This window comes from Tsuneonella sp. HG094 (assembly GCF_053819285.1).
In genome coordinates, this window is record NZ_JBSORA010000001.1 from 48,951 (window position 1) to 71,655 (window position 22,705).

General features: G+C 66.0%; 22 protein-coding genes and 1 tRNA gene. 10 read left to right on the forward strand and 13 right to left on the reverse strand.

Annotated features, from left to right (window positions below; all coding sequences use genetic code 11):
* Positions 1–27: 27 nt before the first annotated feature.
* Positions 28–885: a hypothetical protein gene (locus tag ACWPMX_RS00260; protein ID WP_455698051.1), complete on the reverse strand. Its 858-nt coding sequence runs from the start codon at positions 883–885 to the stop codon at positions 28–30.
* A gap of 343 nt (positions 886–1,228) precedes the next feature.
* On the opposite strand from ACWPMX_RS00260, the gene ACWPMX_RS00265 reads away from it, so the two are divergent.
* The 6 genes from ACWPMX_RS00265 to ACWPMX_RS00290 all read left to right on the forward strand — a co-directional run bounded on the left by ACWPMX_RS00265 (position 1,229) and on the right by ACWPMX_RS00290 (position 4,886).
* Positions 1,229–1,894, forward strand: coding sequence for an energy transducer TonB (locus tag ACWPMX_RS00265; RefSeq protein WP_455698052.1), 666 nt, complete (start codon positions 1,229–1,231; stop codon positions 1,892–1,894).
* A gap of 49 nt (positions 1,895–1,943) precedes the next feature.
* On the forward strand, positions 1,944–2,738 hold the full coding sequence (locus ACWPMX_RS00270; RefSeq protein ID WP_455698053.1) for a MotA/TolQ/ExbB proton channel family protein: 795 nt from the start codon (positions 1,944–1,946) through the stop codon (positions 2,736–2,738).
* Between the two features lie 74 nt (positions 2,739–2,812).
* On the forward strand, positions 2,813–3,346 hold the full coding sequence (locus ACWPMX_RS00275; protein ID WP_455698054.1) for an ExbD/TolR family protein: 534 nt from the start codon (positions 2,813–2,815) through the stop codon (positions 3,344–3,346).
* 45 nt (positions 3,347–3,391) lie between these two features.
* Positions 3,392–3,832, forward strand: coding sequence for an ExbD/TolR family protein (locus tag ACWPMX_RS00280; RefSeq protein WP_455698055.1), 441 nt, complete (start codon positions 3,392–3,394; stop codon positions 3,830–3,832).
* Positions 3,833–3,985: 153 nt separating this feature from the next.
* Positions 3,986–4,381 carry a GNAT family N-acetyltransferase gene (locus ACWPMX_RS00285; RefSeq protein WP_455698056.1) on the forward strand — a complete coding sequence of 132 codons (396 nt, stop codon included), beginning with the start codon at positions 3,986–3,988 and terminating at the stop codon, positions 4,379–4,381.
* A gap of 64 nt (positions 4,382–4,445) precedes the next feature.
* Complete coding sequence (locus ACWPMX_RS00290) at positions 4,446–4,886, forward strand: ExbD/TolR family protein (protein WP_455700704.1); 441 nt, start codon at positions 4,446–4,448, stop codon at positions 4,884–4,886.
* Here the strand turns inward: ACWPMX_RS00290 and ACWPMX_RS00295 are convergent.
* Positions 4,883–7,363, reverse strand: a complete 2,481-nt coding sequence (locus ACWPMX_RS00295; RefSeq protein WP_455698057.1) for a ligase-associated DNA damage response DEXH box helicase — start codon at positions 7,361–7,363, stop codon at positions 4,883–4,885. The two genes, ACWPMX_RS00290 and ACWPMX_RS00295, sit on opposite strands and share 4 nt — an antisense overlap.
* Positions 7,364–7,614: 251 nt before the next feature.
* Here ACWPMX_RS00295 and ACWPMX_RS00300 point away from each other — a divergent pair, with 251 nt between their 5' ends.
* Positions 7,615–8,442, forward strand: a complete 828-nt coding sequence (locus ACWPMX_RS00300) for a BON domain-containing protein (RefSeq protein WP_455698058.1) — start codon at positions 7,615–7,617, stop codon at positions 8,440–8,442.
* Positions 8,443–8,490: 48 nt separating this feature from the next.
* Here ACWPMX_RS00300 and pgmG read toward each other — a convergent pair whose 3' ends face one another.
* The 3 genes from pgmG to ACWPMX_RS00315 are packed head-to-tail and all read right to left on the reverse strand — an operon-like array spanning position 8,491 to position 11,028.
* Positions 8,491–9,894 carry a phosphoglucomutase/phosphomannomutase PgmG gene (gene pgmG, locus ACWPMX_RS00305; protein ID WP_455698059.1) on the reverse strand — a complete coding sequence of 468 codons (1,404 nt, stop codon included), beginning with the start codon at positions 9,892–9,894 and terminating at the stop codon, positions 8,491–8,493.
* Between the two features lie 11 nt (positions 9,895–9,905).
* Positions 9,906–10,196, reverse strand: a complete 291-nt coding sequence (locus ACWPMX_RS00310; RefSeq protein ID WP_455698060.1) for a DnaJ domain-containing protein — start codon at positions 10,194–10,196, stop codon at positions 9,906–9,908.
* A 22-nt stretch (positions 10,197–10,218) separates the two neighbouring features.
* Positions 10,219–11,028 carry a division plane positioning ATPase MipZ gene (locus ACWPMX_RS00315; RefSeq protein ID WP_455698061.1) on the reverse strand — a complete coding sequence of 270 codons (810 nt, stop codon included), beginning with the start codon at positions 11,026–11,028 and terminating at the stop codon, positions 10,219–10,221.
* Positions 11,029–11,098: 70 nt separating this feature from the next.
* Here ACWPMX_RS00315 and panC point away from each other — a divergent pair, with 70 nt between their 5' ends.
* Positions 11,099–11,953, forward strand: coding sequence for a pantoate--beta-alanine ligase (panC, locus tag ACWPMX_RS00320; RefSeq protein WP_455698062.1), 855 nt, complete (start codon positions 11,099–11,101; stop codon positions 11,951–11,953).
* On the opposite strand, the gene ACWPMX_RS00325 is transcribed toward panC, so the two are convergent.
* Both ACWPMX_RS00325 and ACWPMX_RS00330 read right to left on the reverse strand, forming a co-directional pair.
* The gene (locus tag ACWPMX_RS00325; protein WP_455698063.1) at positions 11,950–14,424 is read right to left on the reverse strand and encodes a TonB-dependent receptor; all 2,475 of its coding nucleotides are present in this window, start codon (positions 14,422–14,424) and stop codon (positions 11,950–11,952) included. The genes panC and ACWPMX_RS00325 overlap by 4 nt on opposite strands.
* A gap of 115 nt (positions 14,425–14,539) precedes the next feature.
* Positions 14,540–14,977: an RrF2 family transcriptional regulator gene (locus tag ACWPMX_RS00330; protein WP_455698064.1), complete on the reverse strand. Its 438-nt coding sequence runs from the start codon at positions 14,975–14,977 to the stop codon at positions 14,540–14,542.
* Between the two features lie 51 nt (positions 14,978–15,028).
* Between ACWPMX_RS00330 and ACWPMX_RS00335 the strand changes: the two genes are divergently transcribed.
* Both ACWPMX_RS00335 and ACWPMX_RS00340 read left to right on the forward strand, forming a co-directional pair.
* Entirely contained in the window at positions 15,029–15,469 is a 441-nt protein-coding gene (locus ACWPMX_RS00335) for a nuclear transport factor 2 family protein (RefSeq protein WP_455698065.1), read from the forward strand.
* Positions 15,470–15,538: 69 nt separating this feature from the next.
* Positions 15,539–15,612: transfer RNA gene (locus ACWPMX_RS00340), tRNA-Gly, on the forward strand.
* Between the two features lie 35 nt (positions 15,613–15,647).
* Here the strand turns inward: ACWPMX_RS00340 and ACWPMX_RS00345 are convergent.
* The 6 genes from ACWPMX_RS00345 to pepN all read right to left on the reverse strand — a co-directional run bounded on the left by ACWPMX_RS00345 (position 15,648) and on the right by pepN (position 22,664).
* A complete protein-coding gene (locus ACWPMX_RS00345) occupies positions 15,648–16,184 on the reverse strand; it encodes an adenine phosphoribosyltransferase (protein WP_455698066.1) in 537 nt (178 codons plus the stop codon).
* 16 nt (positions 16,185–16,200) lie between these two features.
* Positions 16,201–17,082, reverse strand: a complete 882-nt coding sequence (locus ACWPMX_RS00350) for a cytochrome c1 (protein ID WP_455698067.1) — start codon at positions 17,080–17,082, stop codon at positions 16,201–16,203.
* 30 nt (positions 17,083–17,112) lie between these two features.
* A complete protein-coding gene (locus ACWPMX_RS00355; protein WP_455698068.1) occupies positions 17,113–18,432 on the reverse strand; it encodes a cytochrome b in 1,320 nt (439 codons plus the stop codon).
* 17 nt (positions 18,433–18,449) lie between these two features.
* Positions 18,450–19,022 carry a ubiquinol-cytochrome c reductase iron-sulfur subunit gene (petA, locus tag ACWPMX_RS00360; RefSeq protein WP_455698069.1) on the reverse strand — a complete coding sequence of 191 codons (573 nt, stop codon included), beginning with the start codon at positions 19,020–19,022 and terminating at the stop codon, positions 18,450–18,452.
* Between the two features lie 218 nt (positions 19,023–19,240).
* On the reverse strand, positions 19,241–19,954 hold the full coding sequence (gene pgeF / locus ACWPMX_RS00365) for a peptidoglycan editing factor PgeF (RefSeq protein WP_455700705.1): 714 nt from the start codon (positions 19,952–19,954) through the stop codon (positions 19,241–19,243).
* Positions 19,955–19,997: 43 nt separating this feature from the next.
* Positions 19,998–22,664 carry an aminopeptidase N gene (pepN, locus tag ACWPMX_RS00370; protein WP_455698070.1) on the reverse strand — a complete coding sequence of 889 codons (2,667 nt, stop codon included), beginning with the start codon at positions 22,662–22,664 and terminating at the stop codon, positions 19,998–20,000.
* Between the last annotated feature and the right edge of the window lie 41 nt (positions 22,665–22,705).

A 22,705-nucleotide genomic window follows, 5' to 3' on the forward strand; every position in this document is an offset into this window, starting at 1 on the left:
CGGCGCGGGGCGGCCAACAAAGAGAAACTATCGCTGCGCGAGCGTCCGGGTGCCTAGCGTGCGCGGGCACGGGCCGAGCTGCTGGATCACCAGGCGATAGTCCTCGGCAGCGCGGGCGCGCGAGGCACCGTCCTGCGCCAGGTTGGCCGAAGCCGGAAGCTGCGGCGGCAGGAAGCAGGCAAGGCGATACCAGGCAAGCGTTTCGGCCGCAGGCGGCCGGGCTGCCTGGTCGACGATCTCGGAGTACGAGACCCCCCATGTGGGCGCCATGCCAGGACGCCGCACCACGGTCAGCGAGACCGGATCGCCCGAACGCGTGGCGAGGAACACCTGGGTCTCCGATTCGCCGGCAAGGGAGCCGGGCACCGACAGCGCATCGCGCACCCCGGTGATCACGGGCGCGGCGTCGCGCGCGGCGAGTTCGCCGAGAATCGGGCGCAAGCGAGCCTCGAGAGCCGCGTCCCACGCCAATTGGGCATCGGTACCGACCAGTTGCAACTCTGTCGGTCGGCCGGGAACGGGCCTGGCGAACAGCAGGACTTCCCGCTTCTTCAGCTTGGGCGGCTTGCCCTTCGCGTCGAGCGGCACGTCGACGAGATACTTGAGCGATTCGCCGACCGGTACGTTGCCTGCGATCAGAGCAACGGTCTGCGCCTCGACGTACAGGCGTGCATATCCCGCAGCGACGGACGTCGCCCGCTCGGGCGGCACAATGATCGCGTTCTTTACCTTCGCGTGCACGACCAGGTTTGCGGAGTCGGCGAGGCCGGCGAGATCCGCGTATGTCGGAGGCGGTGCGGACGGCGCGGGCGGAGGGGCAGCCGCCACACCGAGAGCGCAGGCTGCGGCGAATACGATGCGGGGGAAACGGTGGGTGTCGGACATGGGCCGGACGCCTAGTCCCGTTGACGATGCTTGGAAACCGTTTCGCATCTCCCTCGTTCAGCGCCCAAGGCGTGAATCCGGCCTTAACGCCAAAAGCGTTTGCACCGGGTTTGCTTCGCGGTTAAGCGTCCGCCGGTTCGGGGAGTTAAGAACGATAAACTCCGGACAGGCCCCCAGCCGGGTCATCGGGGATCCGGCGGGCCTCACGGCCGTCGTAGTTCGATGGGCCGACAGGGTGGACAGCACTGTATGCGTCGGGGCGCGACGGGTAATCCGCGTGCGTCCGATGTTTGTTTTGGCCGGGCTCAACCGCCCGGCATGGACGATGGAGTGATGCGACTGAATGGCTTACGCTGACCAACAGATGAGCGGTAATCGCATTGTTGCGATCATCATCGTTGCGCTGGTTCACGTCGTCGTCGGCTATGCCCTCGTTACCGGCCTCGCCTATTCGGCGATCAAGAAGGCGGTCGAGCGCGTGACGACGGTCGATATCGAGGAACCGCCGCCGCCCGAGGAAGAGCCGCCGCCACCGGAAGAAGTGCCGGACGTGGCTCCCCCGCCGCCGGTCGCGCCGCCGCCGCCGATCAACATCGCGCCGGCTCCGCCCCCGATCCAGACCCAGCCGACGATCCCGCCGCCCGCGCCGCCCGCGCTGCGCGTGCCGCCGCCGGCCCCGGTCGCCCCGCCGCCGCCCCCTCCGCCGCGGGTGCAACCCAAGTCGCCGACTCCGCGCGGCAACCCGGGTAGCTGGGCGAACGCGAACGATTATCCCAGCCGGGCGCTGCGCGAAGAGCGCGAAGGCGTCACCCGTTTCTCGGTGCAAGTGGGCGCCGATGGCCGCGTGACGAGCTGCAACATCACCGGCTCGAGCGGACATCCGGACCTCGACAGCACCACCTGCTCGCTGATTCAGCGACGGGCTCGCTTCAACCCAGCGACCAACGGCGAAGGACAGCCGACGTCGGGCAGCTGGTCAAGCTCGGTGCGTTGGGAAATTCCGAAGTAATCCCGCTTTTTATCCGTTTCATCCGTATTTTCTGAGAGGACTTCCACCCATGTACATCGAACTCCTGGCAGCTGCGGCAGCCGACGCTCCGGTGAAGAACCAGTTCGGCTTCTGGGAAGCCATGAACCAGGGCGGCGTGATCGCCTGGTCGATTTTCGGCACTCTCGTCATCATGTCGGTCGGGTCGTTCTACATCCTGATCACCAAGTGGCTCGAGCAGCAGAAAATCTTCAACCAGTACAAGGCGGTGCGCTCGAACTTCTGGCGCGCTTCGACCCTGCGCGAAGGCGCCGGCAAGCTCGACAAGAACAGCGCCTGGCGCCAGCTCGTCGACGACGGCCTGACCGCAGAGGAAGCCCACGCCAAGATGACCGACAGCCTCGAAGCGCACGACTGGCTGCACGGCTCGCTCGCTCGCTCGGAAGCCTCGATCAACGCGAAGCTCGCGGGCGGCCTTCCGTTCCTCGCGACCGTCGGTGCGACCGCGCCGTTCGTCGGTCTGCTCGGTACGGTTATCGGTATCTACCGCGCGCTGATCAACATCGGTCTCGCCGGTTCGGCCTCGATTGACAAGGTCGCGGGTCCGGTCGGTGAAGCGCTGATCATGACCGCGATCGGTCTGCTCGTCGCGGTGCCCGCGGTGCTTGCCTACAACTGGCTCCAGAGCCGCAACAAGCGCATCGCCGAGCTGCTCTCGGGCTTCTCGACCGACGTGCTGGCGAACATCAACTCGAAGGGTGCGATCAAGCCCGCCGTGCTGACCGCCACCTCGACGCAGCAGGCTGCCAAGGCTGCGGCAACGGCTCCGGCCAAGCCGGCGACCACGACCGCCCCGCGTCCGTAAGCGTTACGGGCGAAGGGGCACCCAGTCCCTTCGCCCATTTCGCGACAAAGAATTGAGATAGGACAGGAAGCCACATGGCGATTTCATCAGGCGGAGGCGGCACCGAAAGGCCGATGTCGGACATCAACACAACGCCGCTCGTCGACGTTATGCTGGTGCTTCTGATCATCTTCCTCATCGCGGTGCCGGTTGCGATCCAGACGATCGAGAAGCTCAAGCTCCCCGTAATGCCGTCGATCGAATCGAAGGATAAGGTCGAAAACCTGCTCCTGACGGTCAGCACAAGCGACGATGCCGGACTGAGCGCGGGCGATCCGGGCTTTGCCGGAGCATCGCGCAACGGCGAGTGCCGGGTGTACTTCAACAACACCACGCCGGTCGATTCGCAGGAACTGTACGACCAGGCGTTCGAACGTCTCGACGCGATCGTCCAGGCCGCCGGCGGTCCCGAAGCCCTGATGGAAAACCCGGAAGACATTCCGCAGGTCCACATCCGCGGTGACGTGAATGCCCCGTGGCGCTGCATTGCGGGCACCATCTACAACGTGCAGGCGGCGGGCTACCCGACCGTCGGCTTCATCTCGAACCCGGTCGACCCGAACGGCTGATTGGCCGCCGGTTCGAGACAGAAACGAATCCAGGAGTAACCCACCATGGCAATGTCAGGCGGCAAGGACGATGGCTCGCCGATGATGGAGATGAACACGACGCCGTTGATCGACGTCATGCTCGTGCTCCTGATCATGTTCATCATCACCATCCCGGTGGCCACGCACTCGGTCGACATCGACCTGCCGGTCCCGAACAACACGCCGCCCCCGCCGGACATGATCGATCCGATCAAGAACAAGATCGTTCTGAGCGCGGATAACCTGATCCTGTGGAACGGCACGCCGATCAACGATGGCGAACTCGTTCGCAATCTCGAGGCGACGAAGGCGATCAACCCGGAGCCGGAACTGCAGTTCGAGCCTGACCAGCAGGCCAGCTACGATCTCTCGATCCGGGTGCTCAACGTGATCAAGGGGTCGGGCGTGACCAAGTTCGGTTTCGTCGGCAACGAGAAGTACCGCCAGTTCGGCAAGGCCGGCTGATCCGGTTCTTGCAATAGGCAACACGGACAAGGGGCGGAGCGATCCGCCCCTTTTTCGTTGTGGCTGTATAGCGGAGCCAGGAATGGAGCTTTCGTGACATTCGTGCCTCCTCTTTTCGAGTTGCGCCGCGAAACGCCATCGATTGCCGATTATATGCGGCTCCGGGCGGTTTCCGGCCTGACCCCTTTCACCGAGGCGGCCGCGCGCGCTGGCTTGCCCGGCACTTTTACCGCCGCCGTCGTACGGTTCGAAGGTGCGGCGATCGGCATGGGCCGGGTGATCGGCGATGGCGGTCTGTTCTTCCAGGTTACCGATATCGCCGTCGATCCTGCGTACCAGGCCAAGGGTATCGGCAAGGCCATCGTCGAAGCCTTGCTTGACGCCTTGTCTCACCGGATCGCGGCCCCCGCCTATGTCAGCCTGATCGCCGACGGCGAGGCCAGTCGCCTCTACGCCCAGTTCGGGTTCGAGCCGGTGGCGCGCAAATCGCAGGGCATGGCGCGAATTCTGCAACCTGCGCCTTACCCGTCTGCGGAAGACACCGCCTGAACCAGCAGGCCTAGTCGGCTCGGTCCCTCTATATAACAATGCCTCATCCACGAATGATCGAGGTATCTGCCATGGCCTTTGCCGCAACCCAGTCGCAGGTCCAGCGCCCCTTTGGCGACATCAACACCACCCCCTCATCGACGTAATGCTGGTCCTTCTGGTGATGCTGGTCATCACGATCCCGGCTGCGACCCATTCGCTTGAGATCGAAGTGGCCACCTGCGGTGACGAATGCGTGGTTCCGCCGCTCGAGCCGCTGCGCAATCGCCTCGTGCTCGATCAGATGGATCGGACGCTGTGGAACGGACACCTGGTCAGCGAAGACCAGCTCATTGCGGCCCTCGCCGCGACCCGGGAGCTTCCCGTCGAACCCGAGCTCCAGTTCGCGCCCGAGCCCGCGGCAAGCTACGATGCAGCCGCGCGCACGCTGCGCACGATCAAGGCGAGCGGGGTCACCAAGTTCGGCTTTGTCGGCAACGAGCGCTTTCGGACCTTGAGCGACTAGTCTCCCTCGACCTTGACGGATTCGTCGATCCGCATCGCGGCGCTGGCGAGTGTTTCCGCCTCGAGCAGCAGCTCATCGTCGACCGAGCCCTGCGGCATCGCCTCGCGGCCGATCAGCGTCATCACCGGAACCGCGAGCGGGCTGACCCGGTCAAGCTCCACGTGCACAAGCTCCCCAGCGGCCCGGTCGAGCAGGTCGCCGAGCCTGCCGATGTCGGTCATCCGCGTGCGCGCATCGGCCCACGCAGCCTCGAGCAGCACGTGATCGGGCTCGTATTTGCGCAGTACATCGTAGATGAGGTCGGTCGAGAACGTGACCTGTTTGCCGGTCTTGCGCTTGCCAGGGTGCTGTCGTTCGACAAGGCCACCGATCACCGCCACTTCGCGGAAGGCGCGCCGCAAAAGGTGGGAGTTCTGGACCCACTCGATGAATTCGTCCTGCAGGATGTCTGGCGACAACAGCGGCGCAGGATCGGCCACCGGCTTGAGGCTCCACACCGCGAGGCAGTAATCGTTGGCATTGAAACCGAGCGGCGAAAGGCCGCGCTCCTCCATACGTTTGGTGATCAGCATCCCGAGCGACTGGTTCGCGTTCCAGCCGATGAAGGTGTAGTAGACGGTGTATTGCTTCTGCGCGTGCGGGAAGCTCTCGACCAGCAGCGTGTCCGGCCCCGGCATCGCCGAGCGCCAGTCCTGCACCTCCAGCCATTCGCGCACATCGTCGGGAAAGCGCGCCCAGCTCGCCCGGTCCACCAGCATCTCGCGCACGCGGGTGGCGAGGTGGGTGGTGAGCGGCAGACGCTGCCCACCATAGCTCGGGATCATCGCCGCCTTGCTCGACGCGCGGACGGTCAGTTCCATGTCCTTGATCCGTTCGACCTCGAGGTTGATGCCGGCAAACTGGAACGTGTCGCCGGGGCTGAGCGACGCGGCAAACCGCTCCTCGACCTTGCCGAGCGACCGGCCGTTCCTGAACCGCACGTCAAGCATTTCGGAATCGACGATGATCCCGGCATTCAGGCGATGCCGCGCGGCGTGCTCGGGGTGGGTCAGGCGCCAGGTGCCGCCAGCATCCTTCACGATCCGCCGGAACTTGTCGTACGCCTTCAGCGCATATCCGCCGGTCGCGACGAAGGTCAGCACCCGGTCCCAATCGGCCGGGGTCAACCACGCATAGGCAAGCGAGGAGCGCACTTCCGCGAGCAGCGCAGCCTCGTCGAACGGTGCCGCACAGGCGCAGGCCATGACGTGCTGGGCGAGCACGTCCAGTCCGCCGGGGCGGAAGTCCTCGCCGTCGCGCTGGCCCTGGTCGACCGCGTCCTTCGCGGCCGTCGCCTCGAGGAATTCGAACCGGTTGCCCGGCACGAGGATTGCGCGGCTCGGGCAGTCGAGCCGGTGATTGGCGCGGCCGATCCGCTGGAGCAGGCGCGAGGAACCCTTGGGTGCACCCATCTGCACCACGAGGTCGATATCGCCCCAGTCGATGCCGAGGTCGAGGCTGGCGGTGGCGACGAGCGCGCGCAGCTCGCCGCGCGCCATCGCGCCTTCGACCTTGCGCCGCGCTTCCTTCGACAGCGAGCCGTGATGCACCCCGATCGGCAGGGTATCGTCATTCACGTTCCACAGGTTCTGGAAAACGTACTCGGCAAGAAACCGCGTGTTGGTGAAGATCAGCGTGGTGCGATTGCGCTTTATCTCTTCGTAGAGCTGCGGGATCGCCCATGTCGCGGCGTGGCCGCCCCACGGCACGCGTTCCTCGACCGGCAGCAGGATTTCGACCTCGGCCGGCGCACCGGGTTCGCCCTCGACCAGCTCGACCTGGTCGATCTCACCCCACGGTGCGAGCCACTCGCGAAAACCCTCGGGATTGGCTAGCGTCGCCGACAGGGCGGCCCGCTCCATTTCGGGCGCCATCGCCTGGAGGCGGCTCAATGCCAGCGCGAGGAGGTCCCCGCGCTTGCCGGTGGCGAAGGCGTGTACCTCGTCGATGACGACGCGCTTGAGACCGGCAAACAGCGCGAAACTGTCGGGGTAGCTAAGGAGCAGAGACAGCGATTCGGGGGTGGTCAGCAGGACGTGCGGCGGCTTCGTCCGCTGGCGTTTCTTGCGGTCGCTCGGCGTGTCTCCGCTGCGGGTCTCGACCCGGATCGGCAGGCCCATCTCCTCGATCGGAGTGACGAGGTTGCGCTGAACATCGTGCGCCAGCGCCTTCAGCGGACTGACGTAAAGCGTGTGCAGACCCTCGGGCGCCTCACGCCCCGCAAGTCGGGACGGGGTGAATTCGGCCAACGTGGGCAGAAACCCTGCGAGCGTCTTGCCCGCGCCGGTGTCCGCGACGAGCAGCGCGTGCCGCCCGGCATCGCTCGCGGCCAACATCTCGACCTGATGCCGTCGCACCCGCCAGCCGCGCCCAGCAAACCAGTTCGCGATCTCCGGCGGCACCCCGCTATCCACGATTGAAGGGGGCGCATCCGCCATACCTCATCCAAAGCACGGGGAGCGACAAAGCTCCAGCGTTTCGCGGGCTGCGCGCCCAGCCTTGTTAGGGAAACTGATTATCGTTGATTTCCAGCGGTCTGAATTCGCCGAAACACCACCCGCTTGCGACGGGACGGGAAACGCATTGCGCGGATGGCCCGTTTCCCTCGCGTAGACATGGCGAACCGCACCACCGGCGCTGCCCCGCTCGCGATCCGCCAAAGCCCAAGGCAGTCAGCAGGAGACCAGACATGGCCGACCGGAACCGGCGCTACGACGCCAATCGTTCGCAATCGGAGTTTGCATCGCGCAATCAGGGAGCCGATTCGTATGTCCCCCGGCAAGCAGAACAGTTCGACGACGGCAGCAGCTACGAGCACGACCAGTGGTCGAGCGACGGTCGCAGCGGCGCGCAGATGGGCGACAGCCGCCGTCGCCCCGCCGGGTTCTACTATGAGGAAGTGACGTGGCAGGCACCCGCTCGCGACGGCTACGATAGCCGCGATCGCGGCGCGGCGCGGTCGCGCAGCGGCGCGACACCGTCGTACGGCAGCCGCACTTTCGACGAGCGATATGACAGCGGACTGGGATACTACGATACCCAAGACCGCGGTCGAACCGACCTGTCGCGGGACACCGCCAGATCCTATGATCGCCAGAGCTTCCAGCGCGCCGACTACGATCGCAGCCGAGCGGGAAGCGACCATGATCGCGAGCGCGGTTTCTTCGACCGGGCGGGCGACGAGATCGCCAGTTGGTTCGGGGACGAGGATGCGGCACGCCGCCGCCAGCAGGATCACCGCGGGTCCGGCCCGTCGGGTTACACACGTTCCGACGAACGCATCCTCGAGGACGTCTGCGACCGCTTGACTCAGGACTGGCAGGTCGATGCCCGCAACGTGCAGGTCACCGTCAACGGCGGCGAGGTCACCCTCGACGGAACGGTCGACAATCGCGGCGCGAAGCGGCGGGCCGAGGACATCGTCGATGATGTATCCGGCGTCGGCCACGTGCAGAACAACCTGCGTGTAGCCAAAAGCGACCGCATCTCTGACCGGACCACGCCAACCGATCTCTGACCGGTCTGCACACCATTGAAGGGCCCGCCTCGGCGGGCCCTTCTCGTATCAGTGCCCGGCTTGCGCCCCGCGCTCGAGGCCCGAGGCTTCGAGCTGTCCGTCGATCTGGGCGACGAGGCGGTCGAGGCCCTCCTGGCTTTCGCTTTCGGCGCGGGCGACGAGCACGTCCTGCGTGTTCGAGGCGCGCAGCAGCCACCAGCCGTCGGGCGTCGTGACCCGGACGCCGTCGGTCCCGTCCACCTGCAAATCGCTGTTCGCGAGCCGCGCCTTGACCTCCTCGATCGCGGCGAACTTGCGGCTCTCGTCGACCTGGAAGCGCAATTCGGGTGTGTTGATCATGTTCGGCATCGCGGCGCGCAGTTCAGTCACTGTCTTGCCCAGCCGCGCGGAGGCGGCGATCAGGCGGATCGCGGCGTAGAGCGCGTCGTCGTAGCCATAGTAGGTGTCGGCGAAGAACACGTGGCCGCTCATCTCGCCCGCCAGCGGAGAGTTAATCTCCTTCATTTTGGACTTAATCAGGCTGTGGCCGGTCTTCCACATGAGCGGCTTGCCGCCGAGCTCCGCGACCCGTTCGAACAGCGCGCGGCTGGCCTTCACGTCGGCGATGACTGTCGCGTTAGGTAGTCTCCCCAATAGGTCCTCGGCGTAGATCATGAGTAACTGATCCCCCCAGATGACCCGGCCTTCGCCGTCGATCGCGCCGATCCGGTCGCCGTCGCCGTCGAAAGCCACTCCGAAGTCGAGGTTCTTGTCCGCGACAAGTCGCTGCAAGTCTTCGAGGTTTTCGGGGACAGTAGGATCAGGATGATGGTTGGGAAAATTCCCGTCGACTTCGGTGTAGAGAAGATGGTGCTCCCCGGGGAGCCGGGCGGCCAGCGCCTCGAGCGCAGGGCCGGCGGCGCCGTTGCCCGCGTCCCAACCGATTCGAAGACCGGCCAGCGTATCGTGGTCGATCCCGTCGAGCCCGCCGAGCAGCCGCTCGATGTAATCATCGAGGACCTCGCGCGTCACGACATCGCCCTGCCCGTCGGCCCATTCCCCGGCTTCGGCGCGGCGACCGATCTCGAGGATGTCTTCCCCGAAGAACGGCCGGCCAAGAAATACCATCTTGAAGCCATTGTAATTGGAGGGATTGTGGCTGCCAGTTATCTGAATGCCGCCGTCCACATCTTCGGCTGAGGCTTCGGCGTAATAGAGCATCGGCGTCGGCCCCATGCCGACCCGCACCACGTCGCAGCCGCTGGAATTGAGCCCCTCGATCAGCGCGTGCTCGAGCATCGGCGAGCTGACCCGGCCGTCGTAACCCACCGCCACCGTCTTGCCGCCCGCTTCGCGCAGCATCGTCGCGAAGCCGCGGCCGATCGCGCGCGCATCTTCGGCACCCAGCGTTTCGCCGATGATTCCGCGGATGTCGTATTCGCGCAGGGTCGTCGGGTGGAAGGTATGGCTCAAGGGGTAGCTCCTCAACGTGTGTGGTCGGGCAGTTCGGCGAGGAGGAGATCGCGCGCGGCATTCGCCTCGTGCACCTGCTCATTCGAACCGCCCCGATCGGGATGGACCATGGCGATCAGCCGCCGGTGCGCCTCGAGGATTTCGCCTTGCGTCGCCTCGTGACGCACGCCGAGCAGCTTGCGTGCCTTGAGAACGGCCTGTCCGCGGGTCGGTTTCGCCGAAAGATACTCCCACGGCCATTTTCCGACCGTGACGCGCACCAGCAGCGAGACGAGTGCAGCGACGATGAGGACCTTGACCATCGCCTGGTCGCTAGCGGCTATATCAGGCGAGCGCCAGTTCCGCCGCACGTGTGGCCGGATTGGGCAGGTTGAGCGCGGCGACGAGCGCGCGCAATTCCTGTCGCGCGACGAGATGGCTCGTGCCCAGTTCGCCCAGGTGACCCTTGTCGAGCAGGGTCAGCCCGCTGGGGAACAGCTCGCGGTAGATCACGCGTTCGCTGAGGCCGCTCGCGACGCGGAAACCCACGCGCTTCGACAGTTCCTTCAGCGCCTGCTCGATGCGGACCATGTTGCGCGCCTCGACGTGACCGGTGCGGTTGCGCACGACGACCCAGTCCATTTCGCGGCGATTCTGTTCGAGCTGGCTGCGGCTGCGCTTGATCCGCGCCTCCCAGATCAACTCGGCATAGAACGAAAGCTTGCGGACCTTGAAGGTCTCGGCATCGACCTGCCCGATGAGGTCGAAATCGACGAAGCTGTCGTTGAGCGGGGTGACCAGCGTGTCCGCCTCTGTCGCGGCGTGGCGGGCGAGAGGGTCGTCGCGGCCGGGCGTGTCGAACACGATGAAGTCGCATCCTTCGGACAGCGAGGTGGCCATCGCCTCGAGTTCATCGGGGCTTCCGCCCTCGAACACCTCGAACCGCGCGGTCGGCAGGTCGATGTCGCGGCGCGCGGCGGTTTCGGCGCGGTTCTCGAGGTAGCGATAGAGCGTGCGCTGGCGGTGATCGAGGTCGATCGCCGCGACCTTCGCTCCGCGATAGGCCAGCGCGACCGCGACGTGGACCGCGGTGGTCGACTTGCCGGTGCCGCCCTTCTCGTTGGCGAAGACGATCCTGTGAGCCGGCTTGGACACGCGTGCATTCCCGAAATCTGCCCGCTAGGGGCGTTGAACGAACCCAGGAATAGCGGAGTGACTTGCCCCCATGCAAACCGTGACGACGCTGGAAGTGTTGAGAAGCGCCGTCGCGGGCCTGAAGGCGGGCGGCAAGCGGCTGGCGCTGGTACCGACGATGGGCGCGCTCCACGAAGGGCACCTGACGCTGGTGCGCGAGGCGCGGAAGCACGCCGATGTGGTAGCGGTGTCGATTTTCGTGAATCCCAAGCAGTTCGGGCCGAACGAGGATCTGGACGCATATCCGCGCCGCTTGGCAGCCGACAGCGCGCTGCTCGAAGCCGAAGGCGTCGAGCTGCTGTGGGCGCCGACGGTCGAGGCGATGTATCCGGCGGGCTTCGCCAGCAACATCTCGGTCACCGGCGTCAGCGAGGGGCTGTGCGGCGCGGCGCGGCCGGGTCATTTCGACGGGGTGGCGACGGTCGTGTGCAAGCTGTTCAACCAGGTCACGCCCGATGTGGCGCTGTTCGGCGAAAAGGACTGGCAGCAGCTCGCCGTGATCCGCCGGATGGCGCGCGACTTCGACCTCACCGCGCCGTACGTCGACGCGATAGTGGGCGTGCCGACCGTGCGCGAGGGCGACGGGCTCGCGCTGTCGAGCCGCAACCAGTACCTCTCACCCGAAGCGCGCGCGCAAGCCGCGGCGATCCCACAGGCGATGCGCGAGGCGATCGCGGCGCTCCTCGCGGGCAGCGCGGTGGCCCCGACGCTAGCGGCGGTCGAGGCACACCTGCTGCAGGCAGGGTTCGATTCGATCGACTACGTTTCGCTGGCCGACGCCGCGTCGCTCGCCCCGCTCACTGCGCTGGGCGAGGCACCGGCCCGGCTGCTGGTCGCAGCGCGGATCGGCGGGACGCGGCTGATCGACAACATGGCGGTCGCCTAGAATGACCCCTTCACGGTAAAGCCCCAGGTGCGCACGTCGCCCGGCTGTCCGGCGATCAGGCCGACGTTGCCCGGTGCCACCTGCAGCAGTTCGATGTAATCGACGTCGAACGCGTTGCGGACCCAGGCGAACAGGTCGAGCCCGTCGGTCCGGAAGCCCGCGCGCAGGTTGGTCAGCGCGTAACCGTCGACCACGGTATAGATCGAGGGCGAGGCGTTCGACTGCCACTTCGAGCGGTAGTTGCCGTCGACCCCGAAATAGAGCTGGCCGTCTTTCGCGAGCAGCGTGACCGGGGCGTTGGCCTCCGCGCCGTAGGAGAACGCCCACTTCGATACACCGGGCAGGCCCTGGCCCGAGATGTCGCACGAACGCGGGCTCAACGATCCGGGCACCCCGGCGGGACCGGGGGTGCCGCCGACGGGCACGAAGGTGCCACCCGAGAGCTCGGGCGGGCAGGGCGCGCTGGTGAATTTTTCGTACTTCGCATCGGTGTAGGCGGCGTTGGCGTAGGCGGTGAAGCGGTCGCTGGTGCGGATCTTCAAGTCCGCCTCGATGCCCTGCGAGCGGACTTTCTCGGCATTGGCGAGATAGCCGCGCACGGTGCCGAACTGGCCGCCGTTCACGGTCGCCTGGAAGTTATCGATGTCGGTCCGGTACGCCGTCACGTTGAAGGTCGCGAGGCGGTTCAGGAACTGCGTCTTCAGGCCGATCTCGTAATGGTTGACCGATTCGGGCAGCACCGTGCTGGCGCTGAGCACCGGCTGGTTGTTTGTATCGAGCGGTAGGCCGTTCTGGTTGATGCCGACCGTCTTGAAGCTCTTGGCATAGGTCGCATAGGCCAGCACGTCGGGTGCAACCTTGTAGTTGATGTTGAGGTCGTAACTGAAGTTCCAATCGCTGACCGAGGGCGAGGTCGTCTGCGGCTGGTAGACGCCGCACTGCGCCGCGAGAGTCGATCCTGCGGGCGGGGTGGGAGAGCACGAGATTGTCTGTCCCGCGCCGTTGGTCACCACGCGGTTATAGAACCCGTCCTTCTTGTCGTAGTTGATCCGCGCGCCCGGCTGGATCGTCAGCGCGTCGGTGACCTTCCAGCTGACCTGCCCGAACAGCGCGGCACTGGTCGATTTCAGGTACTGGGTGTTGGTCGCGGTCAGCCCGTTGAGGATGCTGGGGTCGTTCGCCTGCGCGCCGGTCAGGCTCCAGCGGCTGGCGTCCGCACCCTGCTGCTCGGTGCCTTGCGTATCGATCCGCTGCTTGAAGCCGAACAGGCCGAGCACGGCATCGAACCGGTTGCCTTCGTAGTTGTAGCGGAATTCCTGGCTGTACTGGTCCTGCTGCGACGGATTCTGCGACCTCGCCACGATCGACAGGCCGGTGAAGTCGCGGTCGTTCTCTGGCTTCCAGTCCCAGAAGCGCCAGGCACTGATCGAAGTGAGGGTGCCGGGACCGACGTTCCACTTCGCGCGGAGGGAGGCGCCGCCGATCTTGTTCCCTGCGTTGAGGCTGGCATCGACGTCGGCCAATCGGTCGTACGGATTGCGGCTCGGCACCGCGTAATTGCGCCCCGGGTTGGCCGCGTTCACTGCCGCGACGAGCGCGTCGTACTGGCGATTGAGTGCGCGCTGGGTCAGTCCGGTGCGCACGAACACGGTGCCGACGCCTTCGGGGTCCTGTTCGCTGTAGTCGCCCGACAGGGTCACGCTGAGGTCGCTGCTTGGTTGCCACAGCAACTGGCCGCGCAGCCCCAGGTTGTCCTGTTCGTTGATGTAACGGTCGCTGGTGACGTTGTAGTACACGCCCCGGCGGCTGGTCGCCGCGACCGCGATGCGCGCTGCAAGGGTATCCGAAATCGGGCCCGAGACCGCCGCCTTGCCCTGCTTGAGGCCAAGGTTGCCGACGGTCAGCTCGGCGCGACCCTCGAAGTCGAAGGTCGGTTGGTTGGTCGTCACGTTGATCGCGCCGGCAGTGGTGTTCTTGCCGTACAGCGTCCCCTGCGGGCCGCGCAGCACTTCGACCTGCTCCACGTCGAGGAAGTCGAACGTCGCCGCCGCAACGCGGCTGTTGTAGACGTCGTCGACATAGATACCCACCCCCTGCTCGAACCCGTCGCTGGTCAGGCCGAACGGTACGCCGAGGCCGCGGATGTTGACCGAGGTGTTGCGCGGGTTGGAGGTGTAGACCTGCAGCGTCGGGGCGAGCTGCTGGAGCTTCACGACGTTGAAGTTGCCGGTCGCCTCGATGCTGTCGCCGCGGATGACCGAGATGGCCAGCGGCACCTCTTGCGCGGTTTCCTGCCGGCGCCGCGCGGTGACAATGATCACATCGCCGCGCGAAGGCTCGGCCTCGTCTTGCGCCTCGACCGGCTGCGGCTGGGCCTGTTCGTCGGCTTCCCCATCATTGGCTGCCGCAGCCACCGGGAAGAGGGCCGAAGAGGCAAGCAGGATTGAAGCGAATCGGAATGTGGTGCGCATGGGGTCTCCTGAGAATCGCGCGTCGTGATATGTCTACTAATCAAGTAGACAATCGATTTGCGACCAAGTCATTCGCCTGCGCGGCAAAGCGATTCTTTAATCGGGAGGGGAACTTTCAGGCGTCGGGAGAGTACGCGGGCGCGGGCACGATGGCGTCCGCGAGGGTGATCCGGTCGAGCACGTCGGCGGTCTCGTCGCGCACCTGCAGCATCAATGCACGCAGGCGGCATTCGTCTTCGGCGAGGCAGTTCTTGCACTTCTCGTGCGCGTAGCGACTGGCGCACGGCACCAGTGCCAGCGAGCCGCGCGTCAGCCGCACGATGTCGCCATATCGGATATCGACCGGCGCGAGCGCCAAAGCATAGCCGCCGTCCTTGCCGCGCTGGGTGATCACGATCCCCTCTCGCGAGAATTCGGACAGGATCACGGTCAGGAACTTCGCCGGGATGTTCTGCGCCGCGGTGATCTCGCCCAGCGGCACGAACCCCTGACCGTACCGGTCGGCGAGGTGCTGGAGCGCACGGATGGAATAGCGGGCCTTTTGCGAGAGCACGGCTCGACTGTCGTCCCGATACGCCGCAATATCAACGGGAGAGGAGAGAAAATGACCGGAAGCCTTCACGAACGCAGGGTCGCCGTCGTCCGCGAGCATATGGCGCTCGAAATCGTGCACGACTGGGACGGCGTGATCGCGACCTTCGAGCACCCGCGTTATGAGCTGTACGGTCCTGACATGGTGTTCGACGGCGAAGCCGCGGTGCGCCGCTATTTCGAGCTTTCGCGCACGCCCTTTCCCGATCAGGGGAACGAGGTCATCGCTATCGCCGCCGATCCTGACAGCGACAGCGTGCTGGTCGAATTCTGGCTCACCGGCACGCACTCGGGCCCGCTGCAAGTCGGCGTTACGGTGCACGAAGCGACCGGGCGCGCGTTCCGGATCCGCATGGCGGCGAGCTTCGAATTCGCGCGCGGTAGCGACAAAATCGTCGCGGAGGGGCCCTATTACGACAGCGCCGCCGTGCTCAGGGCGCTGGAACTCGCATGATTTGGCCTAGGCCGCGCGCGCAGGATTGACGGGGGGCGCCGCGCCGTGGCAAGCGCCACCCTCTCGCGAGCGGGTATAGCATAGTGGTAATGCTCTAGCCTTCCAAGCTAGCTAGAGGGGTTCGATTCCCCTTACCCGCTCCAGAGATTTCCCCGGACCATCGCCCGAAGTCCGGCGTTCAATGCCCGGGAAAACGCATCAACGCATCGACCGACAGTCCCGCGCCGCGCAGGCGGTCGGCGCCGCCGAGGTCGGGCAGGTCGATCACGAACAACGCCTGGTCCACCGCCGCGCCCGCGGTGCGCAGCAATTGCGCCGCGGCGAGAGCGGTGCCGCCGGTCGCGATGAGGTCGTCGACGATCGCGACCTTCAGGCCCGGAGAGACCGCGGTCGGATCGATCTCGAGCCGGTCGGTCCCGTATTCGAGCGCATAATCGACGCCGATCGTGGGAACGGGCAGCTTTCCCGGCTTGCGGACCGGCAGGAAACCGACGCCGAGCTCGATCGCCACCGCCGCGCCGAAGATGAAGCCGCGCGCTTCCATGCCGGCGATTGCCTGGGCGCCGCCGGCAGCCGCGCGTTCGGCGAGATGACCGACCGCGGCGCGCAGGCCTTCGCCGTGCGCGATCAGCGTCGTGATGTCGCGAAAAAGAACGCCCGGTGCCGGGAAGTCCGGCACCGAGCGTACGAGATTCCTGAGGTTGTCGGGGCTCATGACCCCGGTCCTGTCGTCAGGAAGCCTTGGTCTTCTTCGGCTTGATCGCGGCCCAGACCTGGTTCTTGGCGAACCATGCCAGGATCGTCGCGAAGAGGAGGAACCCGAGTACCGGCCAACCGACCTGGGTGCGCTTCACCTTCTTGGGCTCGGCGGTCCAGGTCAGGAACGCGGCGACGTCCTTGGCCATCTGGTCGACGGTCGGCTTGGGCTGTCCCGCGGCGTAGGTCACCTGACCCTCCGCGGCGAGCGGCGCAGCCATCGCGATGTTGAGGTTGGCGAAGTAGGGATTGAAGTGCGTGTTCGGCGGAGTGGCGAATTCGGGAAATTCCTCCTTCACCTTCTTGCCGTCGATGCTGAAGGTATCGACGTTGCGATAGCCGGTCAGCAGCGAATAGACGTAGTTCGATCCGTCGTGACGCGCCTTGGTGATCAGCGACAGGTCGGGCGGAATGGCGTTGTTGTTCGCCGCCGCCGCCGCCACCGCATTGGGGTAGGGTGAGGGGAAATAGTCGGTCGGCAGGCCCGGGCGTGTGCCCGGCTCACCCGTCGCGGCGTCGATGCCGGGAACGGTGAAGCCAGCGGCGATCGCTTTCACCTCGGCTTCGGAATAGCCGAGCGCGGCGAGATCGCGGAACGCCACGAACTTCATGCCGTGGCAGGCGGCGCAGACTTCCTTGTAGACCTGGAAACCGCGCTGGAGCTGCGCGAGGTCCCAGGTGCCGAACGCGCCGTCCGACTGCAGGCCCGCCTTGCGGGGATGCAGGTGGAATTCGTGCTCGGCGGTGTCTTCCTTGAGCTGGCCGTCGGAAATGACGGTGGCGAGGCCGGTGCCGAAGCCCCAGACCGCCATCAGCGCGAAGAACAGGCCGGTGAGGATACCGATGAGACGGATCATTGTCGTGTCGCTTTCCCTAAAGCCTGTCGTTCAGACGCCAACCGGCGTGGCGTTTTCGCCCAGCACCGCGTCCTTGTCCTCGCCCAGCACCGCCTCGGTAATCGAGAACGGCAGCGGTTCGGGGCGCTCGATCATCGAGACGATCGGCAGCACCACGAGGAAATGGAGGAAGTAGTATGCGGTCGCGATCTGGCTGAGCATCACGTACGGCTCTTCAGCCGGCGCGCCGCCGCAGTAGAACAGCACCAGCATCGTCGGGATCAGGCCGAACCAGAAGAACTTGCGGAACAGCGGGCGGTAGTGGCCGCTGCGAACCGGGCCCTTGTCGAGCCAGGGCAGGAAGAACCACATCAGGATCGCGCTGAACATCGCCAGCACGCCCAGCAGCTTCGCCTCGATGATGACGATGCTGGTGAACGGGATGTGCAGGTCGACCGTGAAGGCGCGCAGGATCGCGTAGAACGGCCAGAAATACCATTCGGGAACGATGTGCGCCGGGGTCGAGAGCGGGTTCGCCTCGATGTAGTTGTCCGGGTGGCCGAGCAGGTTGGGGCCGAAGAACAGCAGCGCGCAGTAGATCAGCAGGAACACGCCAAGTCCGAAGCCGTCCTTCGCCGTGTAATACGGGTGGAAGGGAATCGTGTCGCTCTCGCTCTTGACCTCGACGCCCGTGGGGTTCGACGAACCCGTCAGGTGCAGCGCCCAGATGTGCAGGATCACCGCGCCCGCGATCACGAACGGCAGAAGGTAGTGGAGCGAGAAGAAGCGGTTGAGCGCGGCGTTGTCGGGCGCGTAGCCGCCGAGGAGCCAGATCTGGATCGGCTCGCCGACGACGGGGATCGCACCGAAGAGCCCGGTGATGACCTTGGCACCCCAGAAGCTCATCTGACCCCAGGGCAGGACGTAGCCCATGAAGCCGGTCGCCATCATCAGCAGGAAGATGACCACGCCGAGCAGCCAGACCATCTCGCGCGGGGCCTTGTAGCTCGAATAGAAGAACCCGCGGAAAATGTGCAGGTAGATCACCGCGAAGAACATGCTCGCGCCGTTGGCGTGGGCATAGCGCATCAGCCAACCCCAGTTGACATCGCGCATGATGTGCTCGGTCGTGCCGAAGGCGACCGTCGCATTGGCGGCGTAGTGCATGGCGAGCACGATGCCGGTGACGATCTGCAACACCAGGCAGAACCCGGCGAGGACCCCGAAATTCCACATGTAGTTGAGGTTGCGGGGAACCGGATAGCCGCCACCGATCGCGTTGTAGACGAGACGGGGAAGCGGCAGCTTCTCGTCCATCCACCGCATGAACGGGTTAACCGGTTGATACTGTTGGGCCCAGGGGAAGCTCATGGTTGCTCTCTCTCGCCTCAGCCGACCTTGACGACAGTGTCGCTGGTGAATTCGTACTCCGGCACCTCGAGGTTCTTCGGGGCCGGGCCTTTGCGGATGCGCGCTGCGGTGTCGTAGTGCGAGCCGTGGCAGGGGCAGAAGTACCCGCCGAACTCGCCCTTGACCTCGCCTTCGCCCGCACCGAGCGGCACGCAGCCGAGGTGCGTGCACACGCCCATCGTGATGAGCATGTCGGAGTGGCCTTCCTTGGTCCGCTCTTCCAGCGTTGCCGGATCGCGCAGGTCGCCGATCGGGGTGGCGTTCGCGGCCGCGATCTCGGCCGGGGTCAGGCGGCGGACGAACAGCGGCTGCTTGCGGAAGACCGCCTTGATCGCCTGGCCAGGCTGGATCGCCGACACGTCGACCTCGGTGCTGCTTTCGGCAAGCACGTCGGCCGAGGGGGCCATCTGGCTGATCAGCGGAAGCAGCACGCTCACGCCGCCGACACCCGCCGCGCCGATCGCTGCGATATTGATGAAATCGCGCCGCCGGACCCCGTCATCGAGAGCCGTAACGGTTCCCGGGATCGCGTCGCCAGTCGTATCAGCCATCAGCCGTACCTTGCCTTCGCTTGTTCTGGCGCCGTCCCGGACGGGGCGGAGCCTATTCTGAAGCCCACCGGCGGATGCGAAAAACGAAGCGTCGGCCCCTGTTTACCGCGGTTCGCCGCAGGGTGCCCGAAGGCGCCCGGCGGTGCCGGTTTGCGGCGCGCATAGACTCCAATTGCCATGTTGCCAACCGCCATTGTGGCGGATTTCGGACGCCCGATTCAGAGCCGCGGGGCGCGCTCCATGCCGATCAGCGAAAGCAGGCGGCCATAGGTCGGCTCGCCCCGGTGCGTGGCGCGGCGGAAAGAATAGAACACCTCCGGCTCGGCATAGGTGTCGCGGCCGAGGACCTCGACCCTGCCTACGCCCGAATCGGCGAGCGCCTTGGCGACGTAACCGGGTAGGTCGAACTGCCAGTGTTCGGGCGCGCCTTGGGCGAAAAAGCGATCGTCGGCGGGAGTGAAAGCGCTGCGGAAATCGTCACTCACCTCGTAGCTCGCCTGTGCGATACAGGGGCCGACGGCGGCGGAAATGCGCGCGGGCTCGGCACCCAGCGCGACCATTGCGGCGACGGTATTGGCGATCACTCCGCCGTGCGCGCCGCGCCAGCCCGCGTGAGCCGCGCCGATCACGCTCGCCTCGCGGTCGGTCAGCAGCACCGGAGCGCAGTCCGCGGTGAGGATGCCGAGGAGCAGGCCCGGCCGGTCGGTCACGAGCGCGTCCGCCTTGGGCCGCGCATCGTCGGGCCACGGCCCCTCCACCGTGACGACATCGGGCGAATGCACCTGGTGCACCCCGACGAGAGTGGCGCCCGGCAGCACCGCTTCGGCGGCGATGCGGCGGTTCTCGATCACCGCCACGCGGTCGTCGTCGGCACCGAAACCGCAGTTGAGGCTGGCGACGGCGCCCGTCGAGACCCCGCCGCGCCGGGTCATGAACCCGTGCGGCACGCCTGCCAGTGCCTCGGCGGTGAGGGACTCAGCCAAGCGAGCGAAAGACCTGTTCGAAGGTATCTCGCGACAGCCCCGGCGTCGCCGCGATCCGTTCGAGCTCGGCACGCATCAGCGCTGCACGCCCAGCCTCGACCCGCCGCCAGCGCCCGAGCGGGGGCACGAACCGCGCCGCCGTCTGTGCGTTGATCGGGTCGAGCGCGATGATCAGGTCGGCGATGATCCGGTACCCCTCTCCGTTCGTCGCATGGAACGCGTGCGGATTGCCCGCGAACGCCATGTACAGACTGCGCACGCGGTTGGGGTTCTTGAGCGTGAAGTCGGGGTGCTGGCTGAGCGCCTTGACGTGCTCGATCGCCAGGGGGTGGAGCGAACTCGCCTGCAGGCTGAACCACTTGTCGATCACCAGCGCATTGCCCTGGTAGCGATTATAGAAGTCGATCAGCTTGTTCGTGCGCTCAACCCCAGAGAGACCGCATAGCACCATCAGCGCGCCTTGCCGATCGGTCATCGTCGTGGCGGCATCGTACTGCGCGGCGGCCATCGTGGCGGCGCGCTCGGGGTTGCCCGCAGCAAGATAGACGAGCGCCTGGGTCTTGACCTTGCGCGCACCCCGGGCGGCCTGGCCCACCCCGTCGGACGCGCCGCTCGCACGGCCATGCAGGGCGACGAGCTCGCCTTCCAGCGTCTTGCCGAGCCAGCCCTTCAGCGCCTCGCGCTCGGCATGGATGCGGCTCGGATCGGCGATCAGGAGCTGTTCGGAGATGTAGGTCTGGCTCGGCAGCATCATCAGCTCGCCGCGCATGGCATCGTCGAGCGCGGCATCGGCCACGATCGCCAGCATCGCGCCACCGATCGCATCGCGCGCGGTATCCCGCTCGCCATCCGCCAGCCCGCCGCCGACCGCCGCGACGAGGTGGCCGACGATCAGTTCCTGCATCGCTTCGTAGCGGGCGAAGGGATCGTCGTCATGCGCGGCGAGAAAGACGAGGTCCTCTGCCGACATCTCGCGCTCGATCGAAACCGGCGCGGAGAAGCCGCGATTGATCGAGAGCACCGGCGGCTGGGCGAAGCCGGAGAACGACATCTCGCTTTCCGTACCTTCGAGCACGAACAGCTCCTCGCCCCGATGCGTGCCCGTCTCGCGGTCGAACAGCGCGAGGCGCAGCGGGATCGGCATCGGCTCCTTGGTGTCCTGCCCCGGGGTCGCTGGAACGGTCTGGTGCAGGGTCAGCGTGGCGGTATCGCCCTCGTGCGCCAGCACCACCTCGACCTTCGGGGTGCCCGCCTGCGAATACCACCGGCGAAACTGCTTGAGATCGAGCCCGGCGCCGTCCTCGATCGCGGTGACGAAGTCCTCGCAGGTCGCCGCCTCTCCGTCGTGGCGATCGAAGTAGAGGTCGGTGCCTTTGCGGAACCGGTCCTCGCCCGCTCCCCAATTCGCCATCGTGCGCATCATGCGGATGACTTCGGCGCCCTTGTTGTAGATCGTCGAGGTGTAGAAGTTCGAGATCTCGCGGAAGCTGTCGGGCCGGATCGGGTGCGCCAGCGGACCCGAATCCTCGGGAAACTGCACGCTGCGAAGCAGGCGCACGTCCTCGATCCGCTTGACCGCCTCACCCTGCATGTCCTGGCTGAACAGCTGGTCGCGCAGCACGGTGAAACCCTCCTTGAGCGAAAGCTGGAACCAGTCGCGGCAGGTCACTCGGTTGCCCGACCAGTTGTGGAAGTATTCGTGGGCGATGACGCCCTCGATCCCGTCGTAGTCGCCGTCGGTGGCGGTCTCGGGATCGGCCAGCACGTACTTGGTGTTGAAGACGTTGAGACCCTTGTTCTCCATCGCCCCCATGTTGAAATCGCCCACGGCGACGATGTTGAACACGTCGAGGTCGTATTCGCGGCCGAACACCACCTCGTCCCACTTCATCGACTTCTTGAGCGATTCCATCGCGTGTTCCGTGCGCGCGAGGTCCTCGCTGCGGACGAAGATCGCCAACTCGACCTCGCGGCCGCTCATGGTGGTGAAGCTGTCCTTGCGCGCCACGAGGTCGCCCGCGACCAGCGCGAAGAGGTAGCTCGGCTTGGGCCAGGGATCGTGCCATTCGGCCCAATGGTTCCCGTCGTCACCTTGACCGCCGTCGACGCGGTTGCCGTTCGACAGCAGGACCGGGAACTGGTCTTTCGGACCCTCCATTCGCACTGTGTAGGTGCTGAGTACGTCGGGTCGGTCGGGGAAGAACGCGATGCGGCGAAAACCTTCCGCCTCGCACTGGGTGCAAAGCATCCCGCTCGAGGCATAGAGCCCCATGAGCTGCGAATTGGCGGAGGGCGATATCTCGGTGACGATGCGCACTTCGTGCGCTCCGGGGGACAGGCCGATGACGAGGTCGCCATCGTCGAGGTGCCAATCGTTCGCGCTGGTACCGTCCACTTCGACTAGTTGCGGCCCTATGCCGTCGCCCGCCAGGCGCAGCGTGTCGCTCGCCTCCGCGTCGGGGTTGGGGGCGATCGCGAGCGTGCAGGTGACGCGGGTCCGTTCGATCCCCAGCGCGAATTCGAGCCGCGTCTGCGGCACGCGCCAGGGGAAGGGCTGGTAGTCCTCGCGCCGGATCACCGGCGGCTCCTTCGGCGGCGGCGGCGCATCGGCCATCTCGGGGTTGCCGTCGGGGGTCGATGGGGTGCGGGCGATGTCCATTCCCGGTCCTTTATAACCTGCGGGCGGCGCGTCCACCCATC